Origin of the sequence: Rubrivivax gelatinosus, assembly GCF_016583785.1 — a bacterium.
In the GTDB taxonomy this organism is placed as follows: domain Bacteria; phylum Pseudomonadota; class Gammaproteobacteria; order Burkholderiales; family Burkholderiaceae_C; genus Rubrivivax; species Rubrivivax gelatinosus_B.
In genome coordinates this window covers 15,206-30,168 of the sequence record NZ_NRRU01000015.1, presented here as the reverse complement: position 1 = coordinate 30,168, position 14,963 = coordinate 15,206, and the positions used below count along the sequence as shown (strand labels likewise).

Annotated in this window: 16 protein-coding genes; 9 read left to right on the top strand and 7 right to left on the bottom strand. The window is 70.3% G+C overall.

Translation table 11 applies throughout. The features are described from left to right. Positions 1–163 precede the first annotated feature (163 nt). The 4 genes from CKO43_RS05875 to CKO43_RS05860 all read left to right on the top strand — a co-directional run bounded on the left by CKO43_RS05875 (position 164) and on the right by CKO43_RS05860 (position 4,165). The gene (locus CKO43_RS05875; protein WP_200378127.1) at positions 164–1,474 is read left to right on the top strand and encodes an ABC transporter substrate-binding protein; all 1,311 of its coding nucleotides are present in this window, start codon (positions 164–166) and stop codon (positions 1,472–1,474) included. Positions 1,475–1,601: 127 nt separating this feature from the next. Then, a complete protein-coding gene (locus CKO43_RS05870) occupies positions 1,602–2,408 on the top strand; it encodes an ABC transporter ATP-binding protein (RefSeq protein ID WP_200228352.1) in 807 nt (268 codons plus the stop codon). A 167-nt stretch (positions 2,409–2,575) separates the two neighbouring features. Next, a complete protein-coding gene (locus CKO43_RS05865) occupies positions 2,576–2,881 on the top strand; it encodes a hypothetical protein (protein WP_200228351.1) in 306 nt (101 codons plus the stop codon). 9 nt (positions 2,882–2,890) lie between these two features. Continuing rightward, positions 2,891–4,165 (top strand): phenylacetate--CoA ligase family protein, encoded by a 1,275-nt coding sequence (locus CKO43_RS05860; RefSeq protein ID WP_200228350.1) that lies wholly within the window; start codon positions 2,891–2,893, stop codon positions 4,163–4,165. Between the two features lie 16 nt (positions 4,166–4,181). On the opposite strand, the gene CKO43_RS05855 is transcribed toward CKO43_RS05860, so the two are convergent. Continuing rightward, the gene (locus CKO43_RS05855) at positions 4,182–5,144 is read right to left on the bottom strand and encodes a tripartite tricarboxylate transporter substrate-binding protein (protein WP_200378126.1); all 963 of its coding nucleotides are present in this window, start codon (positions 5,142–5,144) and stop codon (positions 4,182–4,184) included. A gap of 234 nt (positions 5,145–5,378) precedes the next feature. On the opposite strand from CKO43_RS05855, the gene CKO43_RS05850 reads away from it, so the two are divergent. After that, positions 5,379–6,350: a tripartite tricarboxylate transporter substrate binding protein BugD gene (locus CKO43_RS05850; RefSeq protein ID WP_200228348.1), complete on the top strand. Its 972-nt coding sequence runs from the start codon at positions 5,379–5,381 to the stop codon at positions 6,348–6,350. A gap of 66 nt (positions 6,351–6,416) precedes the next feature. Here CKO43_RS05850 and dtd read toward each other — a convergent pair whose 3' ends face one another. From dtd to tyrS, 3 genes are read right to left on the bottom strand one after another with little or no spacing between them, the layout of a single operon-like run. Beyond that, a complete protein-coding gene (dtd, locus tag CKO43_RS05845; protein ID WP_200378125.1) occupies positions 6,417–6,857 on the bottom strand; it encodes a D-aminoacyl-tRNA deacylase in 441 nt (146 codons plus the stop codon). After that, complete coding sequence (locus tag CKO43_RS05840; protein WP_200228346.1) at positions 6,854–7,750, bottom strand: cation diffusion facilitator family transporter; 897 nt, start codon at positions 7,748–7,750, stop codon at positions 6,854–6,856. Before CKO43_RS05840 ends, dtd begins: the two co-directional genes overlap by 4 nt. A 28-nt stretch (positions 7,751–7,778) precedes the next feature. After that, the gene (tyrS, locus tag CKO43_RS05835) at positions 7,779–9,017 is read right to left on the bottom strand and encodes a tyrosine--tRNA ligase (RefSeq protein WP_200378124.1); all 1,239 of its coding nucleotides are present in this window, start codon (positions 9,015–9,017) and stop codon (positions 7,779–7,781) included. Positions 9,018–9,165: 148 nt separating this feature from the next. Here tyrS and CKO43_RS05830 point away from each other — a divergent pair, with 148 nt between their 5' ends. After that, a complete protein-coding gene (locus CKO43_RS05830) occupies positions 9,166–10,536 on the top strand; it encodes a M23 family metallopeptidase (protein ID WP_200378123.1) in 1,371 nt (456 codons plus the stop codon). 19 nt (positions 10,537–10,555) lie between these two features. Further along, positions 10,556–11,650 (top strand): anhydro-N-acetylmuramic acid kinase, encoded by a 1,095-nt coding sequence (locus tag CKO43_RS05825; RefSeq protein WP_200228343.1) that lies wholly within the window; start codon positions 10,556–10,558, stop codon positions 11,648–11,650. Positions 11,651–11,720: 70 nt separating this feature from the next. Here CKO43_RS05825 and erpA read toward each other — a convergent pair whose 3' ends face one another. The 3 genes from erpA to rplM all read right to left on the bottom strand — a co-directional run bounded on the left by erpA (position 11,721) and on the right by rplM (position 13,144). Continuing rightward, the gene (erpA, locus tag CKO43_RS05820) at positions 11,721–12,095 is read right to left on the bottom strand and encodes an iron-sulfur cluster insertion protein ErpA (RefSeq protein WP_200228342.1); all 375 of its coding nucleotides are present in this window, start codon (positions 12,093–12,095) and stop codon (positions 11,721–11,723) included. 219 nt (positions 12,096–12,314) lie between these two features. Then, positions 12,315–12,707, bottom strand: coding sequence for a 30S ribosomal protein S9 (gene rpsI, locus CKO43_RS05815; protein ID WP_200228341.1), 393 nt, complete (start codon positions 12,705–12,707; stop codon positions 12,315–12,317). A gap of 8 nt (positions 12,708–12,715) precedes the next feature. Next, positions 12,716–13,144: a 50S ribosomal protein L13 gene (rplM, locus tag CKO43_RS05810; protein ID WP_200228340.1), complete on the bottom strand. Its 429-nt coding sequence runs from the start codon at positions 13,142–13,144 to the stop codon at positions 12,716–12,718. 293 nt (positions 13,145–13,437) lie between these two features. Between rplM and CKO43_RS05805 the strand changes: the two genes are divergently transcribed. Together CKO43_RS05805 and CKO43_RS05800 are read left to right on the top strand one after the other, a co-directional pair. Further along, a complete protein-coding gene (locus CKO43_RS05805; RefSeq protein WP_200228339.1) occupies positions 13,438–14,178 on the top strand; it encodes a GNAT family N-acetyltransferase in 741 nt (246 codons plus the stop codon). A 43-nt stretch (positions 14,179–14,221) separates the two neighbouring features. Beyond that, on the top strand, positions 14,222–14,962 hold the full coding sequence (locus tag CKO43_RS05800; RefSeq protein WP_200378122.1) for a DUF2726 domain-containing protein: 741 nt from the start codon (positions 14,222–14,224) through the stop codon (positions 14,960–14,962). Position 14,963: the final 1 nt, after the last annotated feature.

Sequence of the window (14,963 nt, the reverse complement as noted above, 5' to 3'; positions counted from 1 at the left end):
CAGTCGGTCCAGTGGACCGACTGCGCCTGCCGAGGGATCGGGCCACTGGCCCGATGCGGCCTGCAAGGCCGTTCGCCGATGACCCGGCAAAGCCGGGCCATGGCTTCTGCTTGATCGCGGTACCACCGCCATTTCGGTCGACAACAAACGGAGACAAACAAAGATGAAGCTCGTTCCGTACACCCTGGCCGCCGCGGCGCTGGTCGCCGCCACGGGCGCCTTCGCCCAGGCCAAGGAGCAGTTCTTCCCGCTGCTGGTCTACCGCACCGGCCCGTACGCGCCCAACGGCACGCCGTGGGCGAACGGCAAGCAGGACTACCTGAAGATGATCAACGCACGCGACGGCGGCGTGAACGGCGTCAAGCTGACCTTCGAGGAATGCGAGACGAGCTACGCCACCGACAAGGGCGTCGAGTGCTACGAGCGCCTGAAGGGCAAGGGCGCGACGCTCTTCGACCCGCAGGCCACCGGCATCACCTTCGCGCTGACCGACAAGGCGCCGGCGGACAAGGTGCCGCTGATGACGCTGGGCTACGGCCTGGCGGCCTCGGCCGACGGCGGCGTCTTCAAGTGGAACTTCCCGCTGATGGGCAGCTACTGGACCGCGGCCGACATCCTGATCCAGCACCTGGGCAGGAAGGAAGGCGGGCTGGACAAGCTCAAGGGCAAGAAGATCGCGCTCGTCTACCACGACAGCCCCTTCGGCAAGGAGCCGATCCCGCTGCTGGAAGAGCGCAGCAAGATGCACGGCTTCGAGCTGAGCAAGATCCCGGTGACGGCGCCGGGTGTCGAGCAGAAGTCGGCCTGGCTGCAGGTGCGCCAGCAGCGCCCCGACTACGTGCTGTTGTGGGGCTGGGGCGTGATGAACTCGACCGCGCTGAAGGAGGCCCAGGCCACCGGCTACCCGCGCGAGAAGATGTACGGCGTCTGGTGGGCCGGTGCCGAGCCCGACGTCAAGGACGTCGGCATGGGCGCCAAGGGCTACAACGCGCTGGCACTGAACACCTCGGGCACGACACCCAGGGTCATCCAGGACATCCTGAAGCACGTGCACGACAAGGGCCAGGGCACGGGCCCCAAGGACGAGGTCGGCTCGGTGCTCTACACCCGCGGCGTCATCATCCAGGCGCTGGGCGTCGAGGCCGTGCGCCGGGCGCAGGAGCGTTTCGGCAAAGGCAAGGTGATGAGCGGCGAGCAGGTGCGCTGGGGCCTGGAGAACCTGGCGCTGGACGACAAGAAGCTCGAGCAGTTGGGCCTGGCCGGCGTGATCCGCCCGATCAGCACCTCCTGCCAGGACCACCAGGGCTCGACTTGGGCGCGTGTGCACACCTGGGACGGCGCCAAGTGGAGCTTCAGCTCCGACTGGTACCAGGCCGACGAGCAGATCCTCAAACCACTGGTGAAGGCGGCGGCCGAGCGTTATGCGGGCGAGAAGAAGCTGACGCGGCGCTTGCCTGCCGATTGTCAGTCTTGACCCCCCCGTAGCGGCTTCGCCGCTCCCCCCAGGGGGCACCGCGAGCGGCCCGGCAGAGCCGGTTCCGCCGCGGTCGCTTGAAGAGCGGGGCGCGCTGCGCGCGGCCCCTAGTTTTCGGAGGACGGCGATGAGCAATGTGCTGCTGAACGTCAACGGCATCGAGGTCATCTACAACCACGTGATCCTGGTGTTGAAGGGCGTCTCGCTGCAGGTGCCCGAGGGCGGCGTGGTGGCGCTGCTGGGGGGCAACGGGGCGGGCAAGACGACGACGCTGCGCGCGGTGAGCAACCTGCTGGCGGGCGAGCGCGGCGAGGTGACCAAGGGCGCGATCGAGCTGCGCGGCGAACGCATCGAGCGGCTGTCGACCTCGCAGATGGTCGAACGCGGCGTCGTCCAGGTGATGGAGGGCCGGCACTGCTTCGCCCACCTGACGATCGAGGAGAACCTGATGACCGGCGCCTACACGCGCCGCGACGGGCGCGCCGCGGTCGCGCAGACGCTGGACAAGGTCTACACCTACTTCCCGCGGCTGAAGACGCGCCGCGGCAGCCAGGCCGCCTATACCTCGGGCGGCGAGCAGCAGATGTGCGCCATCGGCCGCGCGCTGATGGCGAACCCGAAGATGGTGCTGCTCGACGAACCGTCGATGGGCCTGGCGCCGCAGATCGTCGAGGAGGTGTTCGAGATCGTGAAGGACCTGAACACACGCGAAGGCGTGACCTTCCTGCTCGCCGAACAGAACACCAGCATCGCGCTGAAGTACGCCGACTACGGCTACATCCTGGAGAACGGCCGCGTCGTGATGGACGGCGCCGCCGAGGCCTTGCGCGAGAACGAGGACGTCAAGGAGTTCTACCTCGGCATGGGCGGCGGCGACCGCAAGAGCTTCCGCGATGCCAAGAGCTACAAGCGGCGCAAGCGGTGGTTAAGTTGAGCCCCCAAGCTCGCTATCGCTCGCTACCCCCCAGGGGGGCCGTCCGCCGATGGACCGGCGGAGCCGGTCCATGGCGGGAAGCTTGATGGCGGGCGGCTGGGTGGTCTTCGGATGCTCGCTGACCGCGGGCCGAGAATTCGGGGATCCTCGGTTTCTACGACACCGCCATGAACGACGACGATTTCCTGGGGTTCGCCCCGCCGGCATTCAACCCGGCCGAGGCGCTGCAGCGGCTGCGGCGCGAGCTGCGTGAGCTGGGGCTCGCGGAGCGCGAAGGGGTGTTCGAGCGCCGCGGCTGTGCGATCGCGCGGGTGGAGCTGGAGACGGCGGCGCTGAAGGCCGGGGTGGTGAAGCGGCCGTCGCGCAGCAGCCCGGAGTGGCAGGCGAAGACGCTGCGTTCCAGCGCCGAGACGCGCGACTTCGTCGCCGACCTGAAGAAGCGGCTCGCCGGCTGGAGCGACCGCGATGACTAGGAGCTTGTGATGACCGCTGTCGAAACCGCGCTCGACCCGCTCGAGACCCGCGACCCCGCCGAACGCGAGGCGGCGCTGCTGGCGGCGCTGCCGACCCAGGTGGCGCTGGCCCTGTGCACGCCGGCCTTCGCCGAGCGCCTGCAGGGCGTGGAGCCCGAGGCGGTGACGAGCCGCGCCGCGCTCGCGGCGCTGCCGGTGACACGCAAACACGAGCTGCTCGAACGCCAGCAGGCCGAACGTGCCGCCGGCGGCGACCCCTTCGGCGGCTTCTCGGCGATCGGCTGGCGCGGCATCGGCGCGGTGCGCATCGCCCGGCGCGTCTTCCAGTCGCCCGGCCCGATCTACGAGCCCGAAGGCGCGGCGGCCGACTACTGGCGTTTCAGCCGCGCGCTGCGCGCCGCCGGCATCAAAGCCGGCGACCTGGTGCACAACAGCTTCAGCTACCACCTGACGCCAGCCGGCTCGATGATGGAAGGCGGCGCGCTGGCACTGGGCTGCGCGGTCTTCCCCGGCGGCGTCGGCAACACCGAGCTGCAGCTGCAGGCGCTGGCCGAACTGCGCGCCGACGCCTACGCCGGCACGCCGAGTTTCCTGCGCATCCTGCTGGAGAAGGCCGACATCGCCAGCATCCGGCTGCCGGCGCTGCGCAAGGCGGCCGTCAGCGGCGAAGCCTTCCCGCCGGCGCTGCGCGACGCCTTCCGCGCCCGTGGCATCGAGGCTTACCAGAGCTACGCCACCGCCGACCTGGGCCTGGTCGCCTACGAGACCGCGGCGCGTGAAGGCCTGGTGCTGGACGAATCGGTGATCGTCGAGATCGTGCGCCCCGGCACCGGCGAGCCGCTGCCCGACGGCGAGGTCGGCGAGGTCGTCGTCACGGTGCTCAACCCCGACTACCCGCTCGTGCGTTTCGGCACCGGCGATCTGTCGGCCATCCTGCCGGGGCCGTGCCCGACCGGGCGCAGCAACACCCGCATGCGCGGCTGGCTGGGCCGCGCCGACCAGACCGCCAAGGTGCGCGGCATGTTCGTGCACCCGGCCCAGGTGGCCGAGGTGCTGCGCCGCCATCCGGAACTGGGCCGCGCGCGCCTGGTCGTCGAAGGCGAGATGGCCGACGACCGCATGACGCTGATGGTCGAGTGCACACGCCGGCCCGAAGGGCTGGCCGCGCGCATCGCGCAGACGGTGCGCGACCTGACCAAGCTGCGCACCGAGGTCGAGCTCTGCGACCCGGGTCAGCTGCCGAACGACGGCAAGGTGATCGACGACCTGAGGCGCGTCGGCTGAGGCCGGCAGGCCAGGCTCAGATCATCTGCGCCTGGCGCGCCAGGCGTTCCCAGCGCTTCAGGTCCAGGCGGATCGCGCCGCCCCACTCGAGCGGCGACATCGTCACCGGCTGGGCGCCGAACTGCAGCAGCTGGGCCTTGTATTCGGCGGTGTCGACGAGACGGTTGACGGTCTCGTTGTAGCGCTCGACGATCGCTCGCGGCGTGCCGGCCGGAGCGACGATGCCGTACCAGACGGGGGCGTCGAAACCGGGCAGGCCGGCCTCGACCAGCGTCGGCACCTCGGGCAGCGCGAACGAGCGTTTGGTGGTCGACACCGCCAGCGCCTTCACCTTGCCGGCGCGCATCTGCACCATCGCCGACGGGATGGTCTCGAAAGCCAGGTCGGCTTCGCCAGCCGCGACGGCGGCCATCATCGGCGCGCCGCTGGCATAGGTCGAACGGTCGAGCTTGATGCCGGCGCGCAGGCGGAACAGCTCGGCCGTGGCCTGCTGGGTCGAGCCGGCGCCGATCGAGCCGTAACGCAGGCGCCCGGGTTCGGCCGCGGCCTGGTTGATCAGCTCCCTGACGCTGTTCAGCTTGGAGCGCGCCGAGACCACGAGCACCGATGGCACCGCCGCCACCGCCGCCACCGGCTCGAAGGCGGTCGCGAAGTCGTAGGGCAGGTCGCGCATCACGTGCTGGGCGACGAGGTGGTGCGACGAGGCCAGCATCAGCGTCATGCCGTCCGGTGCGGCCTTGGCCACATGGGCCGCCGCCACCGTGCCGCCGCCTCCGTCGCGGTTCTCGGCCACGACCGGATGGCGTAGCCCCCCCGCCAGCCGCTCGGCCAACGCGCGGCCGAGCGCGTCGCTCGAGCCCCCGGGCGGATAGCCGATGACGAAGCGGATCGGCCGGCCCGCGTTCTGGGCGAAGGCGCTGGGCAGGCCCAGCGCGGCGGCAGCACCGAGCAGGCTACGGCGGGAGACGTGTTGTTTCATCGGCGTGGTGGGCACAGTCGGACCGCAGGATTCTGCTGCCGGCCCGGGCGCGACAGCCGCGCGCAGTCGCCGGGAACGGCGATCCGTCACGATCATCGCGCCACAGGCCGCTGACGGCGCGCAAAGCTGCGACAAGCGTCCTCCCGGATACGTATTTACCGATGAGCGTCCCCGTCCGCACGACCTAGCATTCGCCGGTTCGGATCGCCCACCACCGCAGGAGACAAGCACCTCATGAAGAAGACGCTGTTCGCTCTGGCCGCCGCGACGCTCGCCGCAGCCGCTTCCGCCGCCTACCCCGAAAAGCCGATCACCTTCGTCGTGCCGTTCTCGGCCGGCGGCCCGACCGACAAGGTCGCGCGCGACCTCGCCGAGGCGCTGCGCAAGCAGCTGGGCAACGCGACCATCGTCATCGAGAACGTCGGCGGCGCCGGCGGCACGCTCGGTGCGTCCAAGGTCGCGAAGGCGGCGCCGGACGGCTACACGCTGCTGGTGCACCACATCGGCATGGCGACCTCGCCGGCGCTGTACCGCAACCTGCCGTACAAGACGCTCGACGACTTCGAGTACGTCGGCCTCGTCAACGAGGTGCCGATGACGCTGATCGGCCGCCCCGACCTGCCGGCCGCCAACTACGCCGAGCTGCACAAGTGGCTGGAGGCGAACAAGGGCCGCATCAACCTGGCCAACGCCGGCCTGGGCGCCGCTTCGCACCTGTGCGGCCTGCTGTTCCAGCAGAAGCTGGGCATCGACATGACGACCGTGCCGTACAAGGGCACGGCGCCGGCGATGACCGACCTGCTCGGCGGCCAGGTCGACCTGATGTGCGACCAGACGACCAACACCACCGGCCAGATCGAGAGCGGCAAGGTCAAGGCCTACGCGGTGACGACGACCAAGCGCCTGACGGCACCGGCGCTGGCCAAGCTGCCGACGCTGGACGAGTCGGGCGTCAAGGGTTTCAACGTGACCATCTGGCACGGCGTCTACGCGCCGCGCGGCACGCCCAAGCCGGTGCTGGACACGATCAACGCCGCGCTGCGCAAGGCGCTGAAGGACGCCGACTTCGTCAAGCGCGAAGAGGCGCTGGGCGCGGTCATCGTCAACGACAACCGCGTGAACCCGGCCGAACACAAGAAGTTCGTCGAGTCCGAGATCAACAAGTGGGGCCCGATCATCAAGGCCGCCGGGCAGTACGCCGACTGAAGCGGCAAGGCCGTGCGCCGGCACGGCGCGCCCGGACGCCGCGCTTGCAGCGCGGCGTTTTGTTTTCTAGACCACGCGCATCGGAATCGTCACCGGCCCGTCGTTGACGAGGTGCAGTTGCATGTCGGCGCCGAAGACACCGGCGGCGACCAGCGGGTGACGCTCGCGCGCCAGCCGCAGCACCTCGTCATAAAGCGCGCGCCCCTGTTCGGCAGGCGCCGCGCCGGTGAAGCTGGGGCGGTTGCCGCCGGCGGTGTCGGCCGCCAGCGTGAACTGCGAGACGATCAGCAGCCCGCCGGCCACGTCCTGCACGCTGCGGTTCATGCGCCCGTTGTCGTCGCTGAAGATGCGCAGCTTGAGCAGCTTGTCGACCAGCCGGGCGGCCAGCGGCGGCGTGTCCGAGGGCTCGGCGCAGACCAGCACCACCAGCCCGCGGCCGATCTCGCCGACGCTGCGGCCGTCGACCTCGACGTGTGCGCGCGCGGCACGCTGGATCAGCGCGATCATGGCTGCGGGTCCTCCTGGCCTGGCAGCGCCAGCGCCTCGGCGTCGCTGGGCAGCAGCTGGATGCTGGCGCGCAGCCCCGGCACCGCGGCCATCAGCGCGCGTTCGACCTCGCCGCGCACCTCGGCCGCGCGCGCCAGCGTCCAGTTGCCGGGCACGTGCAGGTGCAGGTCGACGAAACGGCGCTGGCCGGCACGGCGCGTGACGACGTGGTCGAAGCGGATCGGCTGGCCGGCGAAACCGGCCAGCGTCTTCTCGACCTGGCCGATGACCGCCGGCTCCAGCGCCTCGTCGAGCAGCCCGCTGGCCGAGCGCCAGACCAGCGAGGCGCCTTCACGCAGGATGTTCAGCGCGACGATGATCGCGAGCACCGGGTCCAGCCAGAGCCAGCCGGTGAAGTGCACCAGCGAGAGCCCGATGACGACGCCGGCCGAGGTCCAGACGTCGGTGAACAGGTGGCGTGCGTCGCCTTCCAGCGCCATCGAGCCGACGGCGCGCGCCTTGCTCATCATGGTCCAGGCGAGCACGCCGTTGAGCACCGAGCTGACGACCGACAGCAGCAGGCCCCAGCCCAGCGCCTCCAGTGGCTGCGGGTGCAGCAGCCGCTGCACCGCGGCCCAGACGATGGCAAGCGCGGCGACGAAGATCAGCACGCCCTCGAAGCCGCTGGAGAAGTACTCGGCCTTGTGGTGGCCGTAGGGGTGCTCCTCGTCGGCCGGGCGCGCGGCGTAGGTCACCATCGCCAGCGCGAACATCGCGCCGGCCAGGTTGACCAGCGACTCGATCGCATCCGACAGCAGGCTGACGCTGCCACTGATCCACCAGGCGCCGGTCTTCAGCGCGATGGTCGCGATCGCGACCGCGATCGAGATCTTCAGGTAGCTGCTGACCTGCATCGCGGCCCGCCCCGGTGCTGCGGCGGCGTCAGGCGGCGAGCGTGACGCGCACGAACTTGCGCTTGCCGACCTGCACGACGTAGGTGCCGTTGCCGAGCTTGAGCGCCTTGTCCGAGACCACGCCGCCGTCGACACGCACGCCGCCCTGCTCCACCAGGCGCATCGCCTCGCTCGTCGACGGCACCAGACCGGCCTGCTTGAGCAGCGCGGCGATGCCCAGCGGCGCGCCGGCGAGCGTGCGCTCGGGGATCTCGTCGGGGATGCCGCCGGCGGCGCGGCGCTGGAAGTCCTCGTGCGCGGCCTCGGCGGCGGCGGCGCTGTGGAAACGCGTCGTGATCTCCTTGGCGAGCATCACCTTCGCGTCCTTCGGGTTGCGGCCACACTCGACCTCGCGCTTGAGCGCGGCGATCTCGTCTTCGCCGCGGAAGGACAGCAGCGTGAACCAGCGCCACATCAGCTCGTCGCTGATCGACAGGATCTTGGCGAACATGTCGTTGGCCGGCTCGGCGATGCCGACGTAGTTGCCCTTGCTCTTGGACATCTTGTCGACGCCGTCCAGGCCTTCGAGCAGCGGCATCGTCAGGATGCACTGCGGCTCCTGGCCGTACTCGGCCTGCAGCGCGCGGCCGACGAGCAGGTTGAACTTCTGGTCGGTGCCGCCGAGCTCGATGTCGCTCTTCAGCGCCACCGAGTCGTAGCCCTGCATCAGCGGGTAGAGGAACTCGTGCACGCTGATCGGCGTGTTCGACTCGAAGCGCTTCTTGAAGTCGTCGCGCTCCATCATGCGCGCGACGGTGTAACGCGCCGCCAGCTGGATCATGCCGCGCGCGCCCAGCGCGTCGCTCCACTCGCTGTTCCAGCGCACCTCGGCACGCGAGACGTCGACGACGAGGCCGATCTGATCGAAGTAGGTCTTCGCGTTGGCCTCGATCTGCTCGCGCGTCAGCGGCGGGCGCGTCGAGTTGCGGCCCGAGGGGTCGCCGATCGTCGTCGTGAAGTCGCCGATCAGCGGGATCACGACATGGCCGAGGTCCTGCAGCTGGCGCAGCTTGTTCAGCACGACGGTATGGCCGAGGTGCAGATCGGGCGCCGTCGGGTCCATGCCGAACTTGATGCGCAGCGGCTTGCCGGTCGCCTCCGCGCGGGCCAGTTTCTTCAGCCAGTCGGATTCGGGAAGCAGTTCGTCGCAGCCGCGCAGCGAGATGCGCATCGCCTCCTTGACGCGGTCTGTGATCGGCGTCAACGGAGCAGCAGAGGAGTCGGACATGGCAGTTTTTTTGATGCGGACGGGCCCCTTGCTCGCGGGGGGCTTGGCTATACTCGCGCGGCCCGTTGTAGGACTGGGCGAAGGATTCTAGAGGACGACACGACGCCGGCCCCGTGCCGACGGCCTACAACGAGACCGGATCGACACGTTGGGACCGAGCATCACCCCGGAGCGTCTGCTGAAGCAGGCGCAGGCGTTCGCCGGACGCCACCGCCGCAGCGTCATCGCCTCCGTCGTCGTCGCACTCGGCGGCTTCGGCGTCACGGCCTTCGGTATCGCGCCGCTGGCCCCCGACGCCGCACTGCTGCCGCAGCGCCTGATCACGCAAGCCGTCACGCCCGATGACGTGCAGACGCAGTCCGACGCGCTCGCCGACCTGAAGCTCGAGCTGCTGCGCCACGACATCACGCGCGGCACCGACACGCCGCAAAGCCTGCTGGCACGCCTGGGCGTCACCGACGACGCCGCCGCACGTTTCCTGCGCAACGACCCGATCGCGCGTCGCATCGTCGGCGGCCGCGGCGGCAAGATGGTCCAGGTGCGCGCCAGCGACAGCGGCGAACTCGCCGAACTGGTGGTGCGCTTTCCGGCCGAAAACGCCGACCAGGCGCGCACGCACTTCACCCGCCTGACGGTCAAGCGCAACGGCAAGGGTTTCAGCAGCCACGTCGAGACCGCGCCGCTGGCCGTCCAGGTGCGCCTGGGCAGCGGCACGATCCAGAGTTCGCTCTTCGCCGCCACCGACGCCGCGCTGCTGCCCGACGCGGTCGCGATCCAGATCGCCGACATCTTCTCGGCCGAGATCGACTTCCACCGCGAACTGCGCAAGGGCGACACCTTCAGCGTCGTCTACGAGGCGCTCGCCGCCGACGGCGAAGTGGTGTCGTGGAACGAAGGCGTCGGCCGCGTGCTCGGCGCCGAATTCGTCAACCGCGGCCAGGCCTACCAGGCACTGTGGTTCAACCCCGGCAGCAAGGGCGGCTATTACGACGGCCAGGGGCGCAGCCTGCGGCGCAGCTTCCTCGCCAGCCCGATGGAGTTCTCGCGCGTGACCTCGGGTTTCGCGATGCGCCTGCATCCGATCCTGAACACCTGGCGCGCGCACAAGGGCGTGGACTACGGCGCGCCCACCGGCGCACCGGTGCGCACCGTGGCCGACGGCACCGTCGACCTCGCCGGGCGCCAGAACGGCTACGGCAACGTCATCCAGGTCCAGCACGGCAACGGCCGCGCGACGCTGTATGCGCACCTGAGCCGCATCGACGTCAAGAAGGGCCAGCGTGTCGAGCAGGGCCAGCGCATCGGCGCCGTCGGCGCCACCGGCTGGGCCACCGGCCCGCATCTGCACTTCGAGTTCAAGCTCAATGGCACGCAGCAGGACCCGCTGCGCGTCGCCCGCGCCGCCGAGCAGGTGACGCTGGACGCAGCCGCGCGCTCGCGCCTGGCGCAGCTGTCGCAGGGCCTGCGCGCCCAGCTGCAGCTGGCCGAAGCACGCGCCGCCCGCCCGAGCTTCGAATAAGCCGCCGGGAGCGCCCGCGATGCTGGTCGTGGGGCTGATGTCGGGCACTTCGCTCGACGGCGTCGACGCCGTCGCGGTCGATTTCAGCGCCTCGGCGCGTGCCATCGGCCACGTGCACCACCCTTACGACGCCGCACTTCGCAGCGAGCTGCTGGCGCTGAACAGCTCCGGCGCCGACGAACTGCACCGCGCCGCGCTCGCCGCCAACGGCGTCGCGCGTGCTTACGCCGGCACGGTGGCGGCGCTGCTGAAGACACTGGGCCTGGACGGCGCCGCGGTGCGCGCGATCGGCGCCCACGGCCAGACCGTGCGCCATCGCCCGCGCGAATTCGACGGCAACGGCTACACGCTGCAGCTGCTCAACGGCGCGCTGCTGGCCGAACTCTCCGGCATAGCCGTCGTCTGCGACTTCCGCAGCCGCGATCTCGCCGCCGGCGGCGAAGGTGCGCCGCTGGTGCCGGCCTTCCACGCCCAGGTCTTCGGCCAGCCGGGGCACGACGTCGCGGTGCTCAACCTCGGCGGCATCGCCAACCTGACGCTGCTGCCGGCGGACGGGGGCGTCACGGGTTTCGACTGCGGCCCGGGCAACGCGCTGCTGGACTTCTGGTCTCTGCGCCATCTCGGCCAGCCCTACGACGCCGACGGCGCCTGGGCGGCCGGCGGCCAGGTCGACCAGCACCTGCTTCAGGCCTTGCTGGCCGACGGCTTCTTCGGGCGGCCGCCGCCCAAGAGCACCGGGCGCGACCTGTTCAACGAGGCCTGGCTGAGCACACGGCTGGACACGAGGCTCGCGCCGCGCGACGTGATGGCGACGCTGGCCGAACTGACGGCACGCGGCGCGGCCGATGCGCTGCAGGCGCTGGCGCCGGCAACGGCGCGGCTGGTGGTCTGCGGCGGCGGCGCGTTCAACCGCCACCTGATGGCGCGGTTGGCAGCCCTGCTGCCGCGCGCCGGGCTGGTGTCCAGCGCCGAGTTCGGCATCCCGCCGGACCAGGTCGAGGCCATCGCCTTCGCCTGGCTGGCGCAGGCGCATCTGGAGCGCCGCGCCGGCAACCGCGTCGCCGTCACCGGCGCGCGCGGCGAGCGTGTGCTGGGCGCGCTCTACCCAGCCTGAAACGACAACGGCACGCGGCGCATGCCGGCGTGCCGTCGAGCAGAAGCGGCGCCGCGGGCGCCGCCGGGTGTCAGACCGAGAACGAGGAGCCGCAGCCGCAGGTCGTCGTTGCGTTCGGATTGCGGATCACGAACTGGGCGCCCTGCAGGTCGTCCTTGTAGTCGATCTCGGCACCGACGAGGTACTGCAGGCTCATCGCGTCGATCAGCAAGGTGACGCCGTTCTTCGCCATCTGCGTGTCGTCATCGTTGACTTCCTCGTCGAAGGTGAAGCCGTACTGGAAGCCCGAGCAGCCGCCGCCCTGGACGAAGACACGCAGCTTCAGCTCGGGATTGCCTTCCTCGTCGACCAGCTCCTTCACCTTGGCAGCGGCGCTGTCGGTGAAGATCAGCGGCGCCGGCGGGTCTTCGGTGGTGATGGTGGTCGGTTCGGCGATCGCGTTCATGGGTTCTCCGGTTGGGGCGTGACGGCCCGCGGCCGGCGAGGGGCCGGCTTCGACATTGTGGCGCCGCCGCAGGGCAGCGGCAGACACCGGTAAACGACGACCGCGACAGGAGCGCGGTCTTTGCCGCCCGCCCTGGACGGCAAAACGCCGCGCCAGCCGAAAACGGCCGCGCGGCGTGTGCTTCGTGGCGCAGCCGGGTCTCCCCGGCCACGCGACGGATCAGCGCTTGCTGAACTGCTTGCGACGGCGGGCGCCGTGCAGGCCGACCTTCTTGCGCTCGACTTCGCGCGCGTCACGCGTCACGAAGCCGGCACGGCTCAGGTCGGGCTTGAGCGCCGCGTCGTAGTCGATCAGCGCACGGGTGATGCCGTGGCGCACGGCGCCGGCCTGGCCGGATTCACCACCACCGCGCACGTTCACCTTGATGTCGAAGGCCGCGTCATTGGCGGTCAGCAGCAGCGGCTGCTTGACGATCATGATCGACGTCTGACGACCGAAGTACTCTTCGATCGGCTTGTCGTTGATGACGATCTGGCCGGTGCCCTTCTTGATGAAGACGCGAGCCACCGAGCTCTTGCGGCGGCCGGTGCCGTAGTTCCATTGTCCGATCATCGCAGTCCTCAGATCGCCAGCGGCTTGGGTTGCTGGGCGGTGTGCGGGTGCGTTTCACCAGCGTACACCTTCAGCTTCTTGATCATCGCGTAGCCCAGCGGGCCCTTCGGCAGCATGCCCTTGACGGCCTTCTCCAGGGCGCGGCCCGGATGCTTGGCCTGCATGTCCTTGAAGGCGGTGGCGTAAATGCCGCCCGGGTAGCCCGAGTGACGGTAGTAGATCTTGTCGGTGGCCTTGGTGCCGGTGACGCGGATCTTCTCGGCGTTCACGATGATGATGAAATCACCGGTATCGACGTGAGGCGTGTAGATGGCCTTGTGCTTGCCGCGCAAACGGAGTGCCACTTCGCTGGCGACACGTCCGAGCACCTTATCGGTGGCGTCAATCACGTACCACTCGTGCTTCACCTCGGCCGGCTTGGCGCTGAAGGTCTTCATGAGGGGGTCTTCACAGAGTGCGCACCGGATGTCGGCGCGCGTTGGATCGGCTTGCCTGCTTGCGTCTCCCTTCGGCACCGCTTGTGTGGGCGGCCTCTCGGGGCTGGCCGGACGCCGTGTGAAGGGCGTCAAACCTGGACGTGCTTTTCCCAGCCGAAATCGGGAAAGCCCGCGAGTATACACCGTTCGGCCGCGCGAACTATCGCCGGAAAGCGCCGTCAATCTGAGCTAGGGGTCAAGGGTTAACCCTAGGCTTTCCGCTACGATGCGTCAAAGCAGTCGTTGGGGGCCAGATGAAGACCGAGTCCGAAGTTCCAGGGCACGCACAGCGCGCCGCGGCGGCGCAAGCCGCGGCGCAGCAGTGGGTCCCGATCCGCAAGCTCGCCGAGCGCCACCGGCCCCGTGTGCTGCAGCACCTGCAGGCGCTGCAGGGCCACGAACGCTACCTGCGTTTCGGCTACGCCGCCAACGACCACCAGATCGAACAGTACGTCTCGCGCCTGGACTTCGGGCGCGACGAGATCTTCGGCATCTTCAACCGCCGCCTCGAACTGGTCGCGATGGCCCACCTCGCCCACCTGGACACCACGGGCGAGCACGGCGGACAGGCCGAGTTCGGGGTCTCGGTCTCGGCACATGCACGCGGCCGCGGCTGGGGTTCGCGCCTGTTTGCGCTGTGCATGGTGCACGCGCGCAACCGCGGCGTGTACACGCTGCTGATCCACGCGCTGGCCGAGAACACCGCGATGCTGCGCATTGCGCGCAAGGCCGGCGCCGAAGTCGGCTTCGACGGGCCGGACGCGGTCGCACGCGTGCTGCTGCCGCCGCAGGACCTGGCCTCGCAGGTCGAGGCCCTGGTCGAGCAGCAGGTCGCCGACTTCGACTACGGCTTGAAGCGCCATGCCCGCCGCTTCGACCACTGGCTGAACCTGTGGGGCGGCGTCGGCACCTTGCCGGACCTGGGCGACGCTGCCGTGTCGCAGGCCACGCGCCACGCCCGTTCGCGGGACCGCGGCACGGTGCCCCCGGTTTAAGATCCATCCGGCATCGGCCCCTGCTTGCGGCGGTGCTCCCGTCATGCCGCCCGCCCTGCCCTGGATCCTCACCTCGATCGCTTTTGCTTTGCTGGCAGGCGCTGCGGTGCTGTGGGCGTGGCAGCGGCGCGGGCCGCCGGCAGCGGCACCGTCGCTCGAAGGCGGGTTCGCCGCCCGGCCGGTCTTCGACTCGGTCGAACGCCGCGTGCACCGTGAACTGCGCGAGGCGCTGCCCGAGCACATCGTGCTCGCGCGCGTGCCACTGCGCCGCTTCTGCCGCGCCCTGGACCCGCAACGCGCCCGGCCCTTCGCCGCGCGCATGGCGATGCTGGACGTCGGTTTCCTGATCTGCAGCGCCAGCGGCCGGGTGCTCGCCGCGATCGACCTGGAGCGCAGCGACGACGCCGCCGTCGCCGAACAGCGCCGCTTCAAGGCCGAACTGCTGGCGGCGTGCCGTCTGCGTTACCTGCGCTGCAACCCCGACGCGCTGCCGACGCTGGCCGAGCTGATCCCGGCCGCGGAGAACACCCCGCAGGCGCGCGAGCGCCGGCCTGCGGAAGGCGAGCGAGCGCCGGCGATGCCGCGCCGGCGCGACCACCACATCTGGGTCGAGCCCCCGCCGGCACCGCTTGCCGAGACCTCCTGGGTCGGAGAAGTCCCCAGCGCCGAACCGGCGCCGGCCGCGCCGGTGCCGCCCTGGGTCACGCCGACACGACGCGCCTCGGACCAGCGCAGCCGCGCCGGCGACGGCACGGCCCACCTGCCGCCGCCGCGGCGGCACTGAG

Bases quoted from the DNA above. Each gene is read 5' to 3' on its own strand.
- CKO43_RS05875 (WP_200378127.1), top strand. From the start codon at position 164: ATGAAGCTCGTTCCGTACACCCTGGCCGCCGCGGCGCTGGTCGCCGCC.
- CKO43_RS05870 (WP_200228352.1), top strand. From the start codon at position 1,602: ATGAGCAATGTGCTGCTGAACGTCAACGGCATCGAGGTCATCTACAAC.
- CKO43_RS05865 (WP_200228351.1), top strand. From the start codon at position 2,576: ATGAACGACGACGATTTCCTGGGGTTCGCCCCGCCGGCATTCAACCCG.
- CKO43_RS05860 (WP_200228350.1), top strand. From the start codon at position 2,891: ATGACCGCTGTCGAAACCGCGCTCGACCCGCTCGAGACCCGCGACCCC.
- CKO43_RS05855 (WP_200378126.1), bottom strand. From the start codon at position 5,144: ATGAAACAACACGTCTCCCGCCGTAGCCTGCTCGGTGCTGCCGCCGCG.
- CKO43_RS05850 (WP_200228348.1), top strand. From the start codon at position 5,379: ATGAAGAAGACGCTGTTCGCTCTGGCCGCCGCGACGCTCGCCGCAGCC.
- dtd (WP_200378125.1), bottom strand. From the start codon at position 6,857: ATGATCGCGCTGATCCAGCGTGCCGCGCGCGCACACGTCGAGGTCGAC.
- CKO43_RS05840 (WP_200228346.1), bottom strand. From the start codon at position 7,750: ATGCAGGTCAGCAGCTACCTGAAGATCTCGATCGCGGTCGCGATCGCG.
- tyrS (WP_200378124.1), bottom strand. From the start codon at position 9,017: ATGTCCGACTCCTCTGCTGCTCCGTTGACGCCGATCACAGACCGCGTC.
- CKO43_RS05825 (WP_200228343.1), top strand. From the start codon at position 10,556: ATGCTGGTCGTGGGGCTGATGTCGGGCACTTCGCTCGACGGCGTCGAC.
- erpA (WP_200228342.1), bottom strand. From the start codon at position 12,095: ATGAACGCGATCGCCGAACCGACCACCATCACCACCGAAGACCCGCCG.
- rpsI (WP_200228341.1), bottom strand. From the start codon at position 12,707: ATGATCGGACAATGGAACTACGGCACCGGCCGCCGCAAGAGCTCGGTG.
- rplM (WP_200228340.1), bottom strand. From the start codon at position 13,144: ATGAAGACCTTCAGCGCCAAGCCGGCCGAGGTGAAGCACGAGTGGTAC.
- CKO43_RS05805 (WP_200228339.1), top strand. From the start codon at position 13,438: ATGAAGACCGAGTCCGAAGTTCCAGGGCACGCACAGCGCGCCGCGGCG.
- CKO43_RS05800 (WP_200378122.1), top strand. From the start codon at position 14,222: ATGCCGCCCGCCCTGCCCTGGATCCTCACCTCGATCGCTTTTGCTTTG.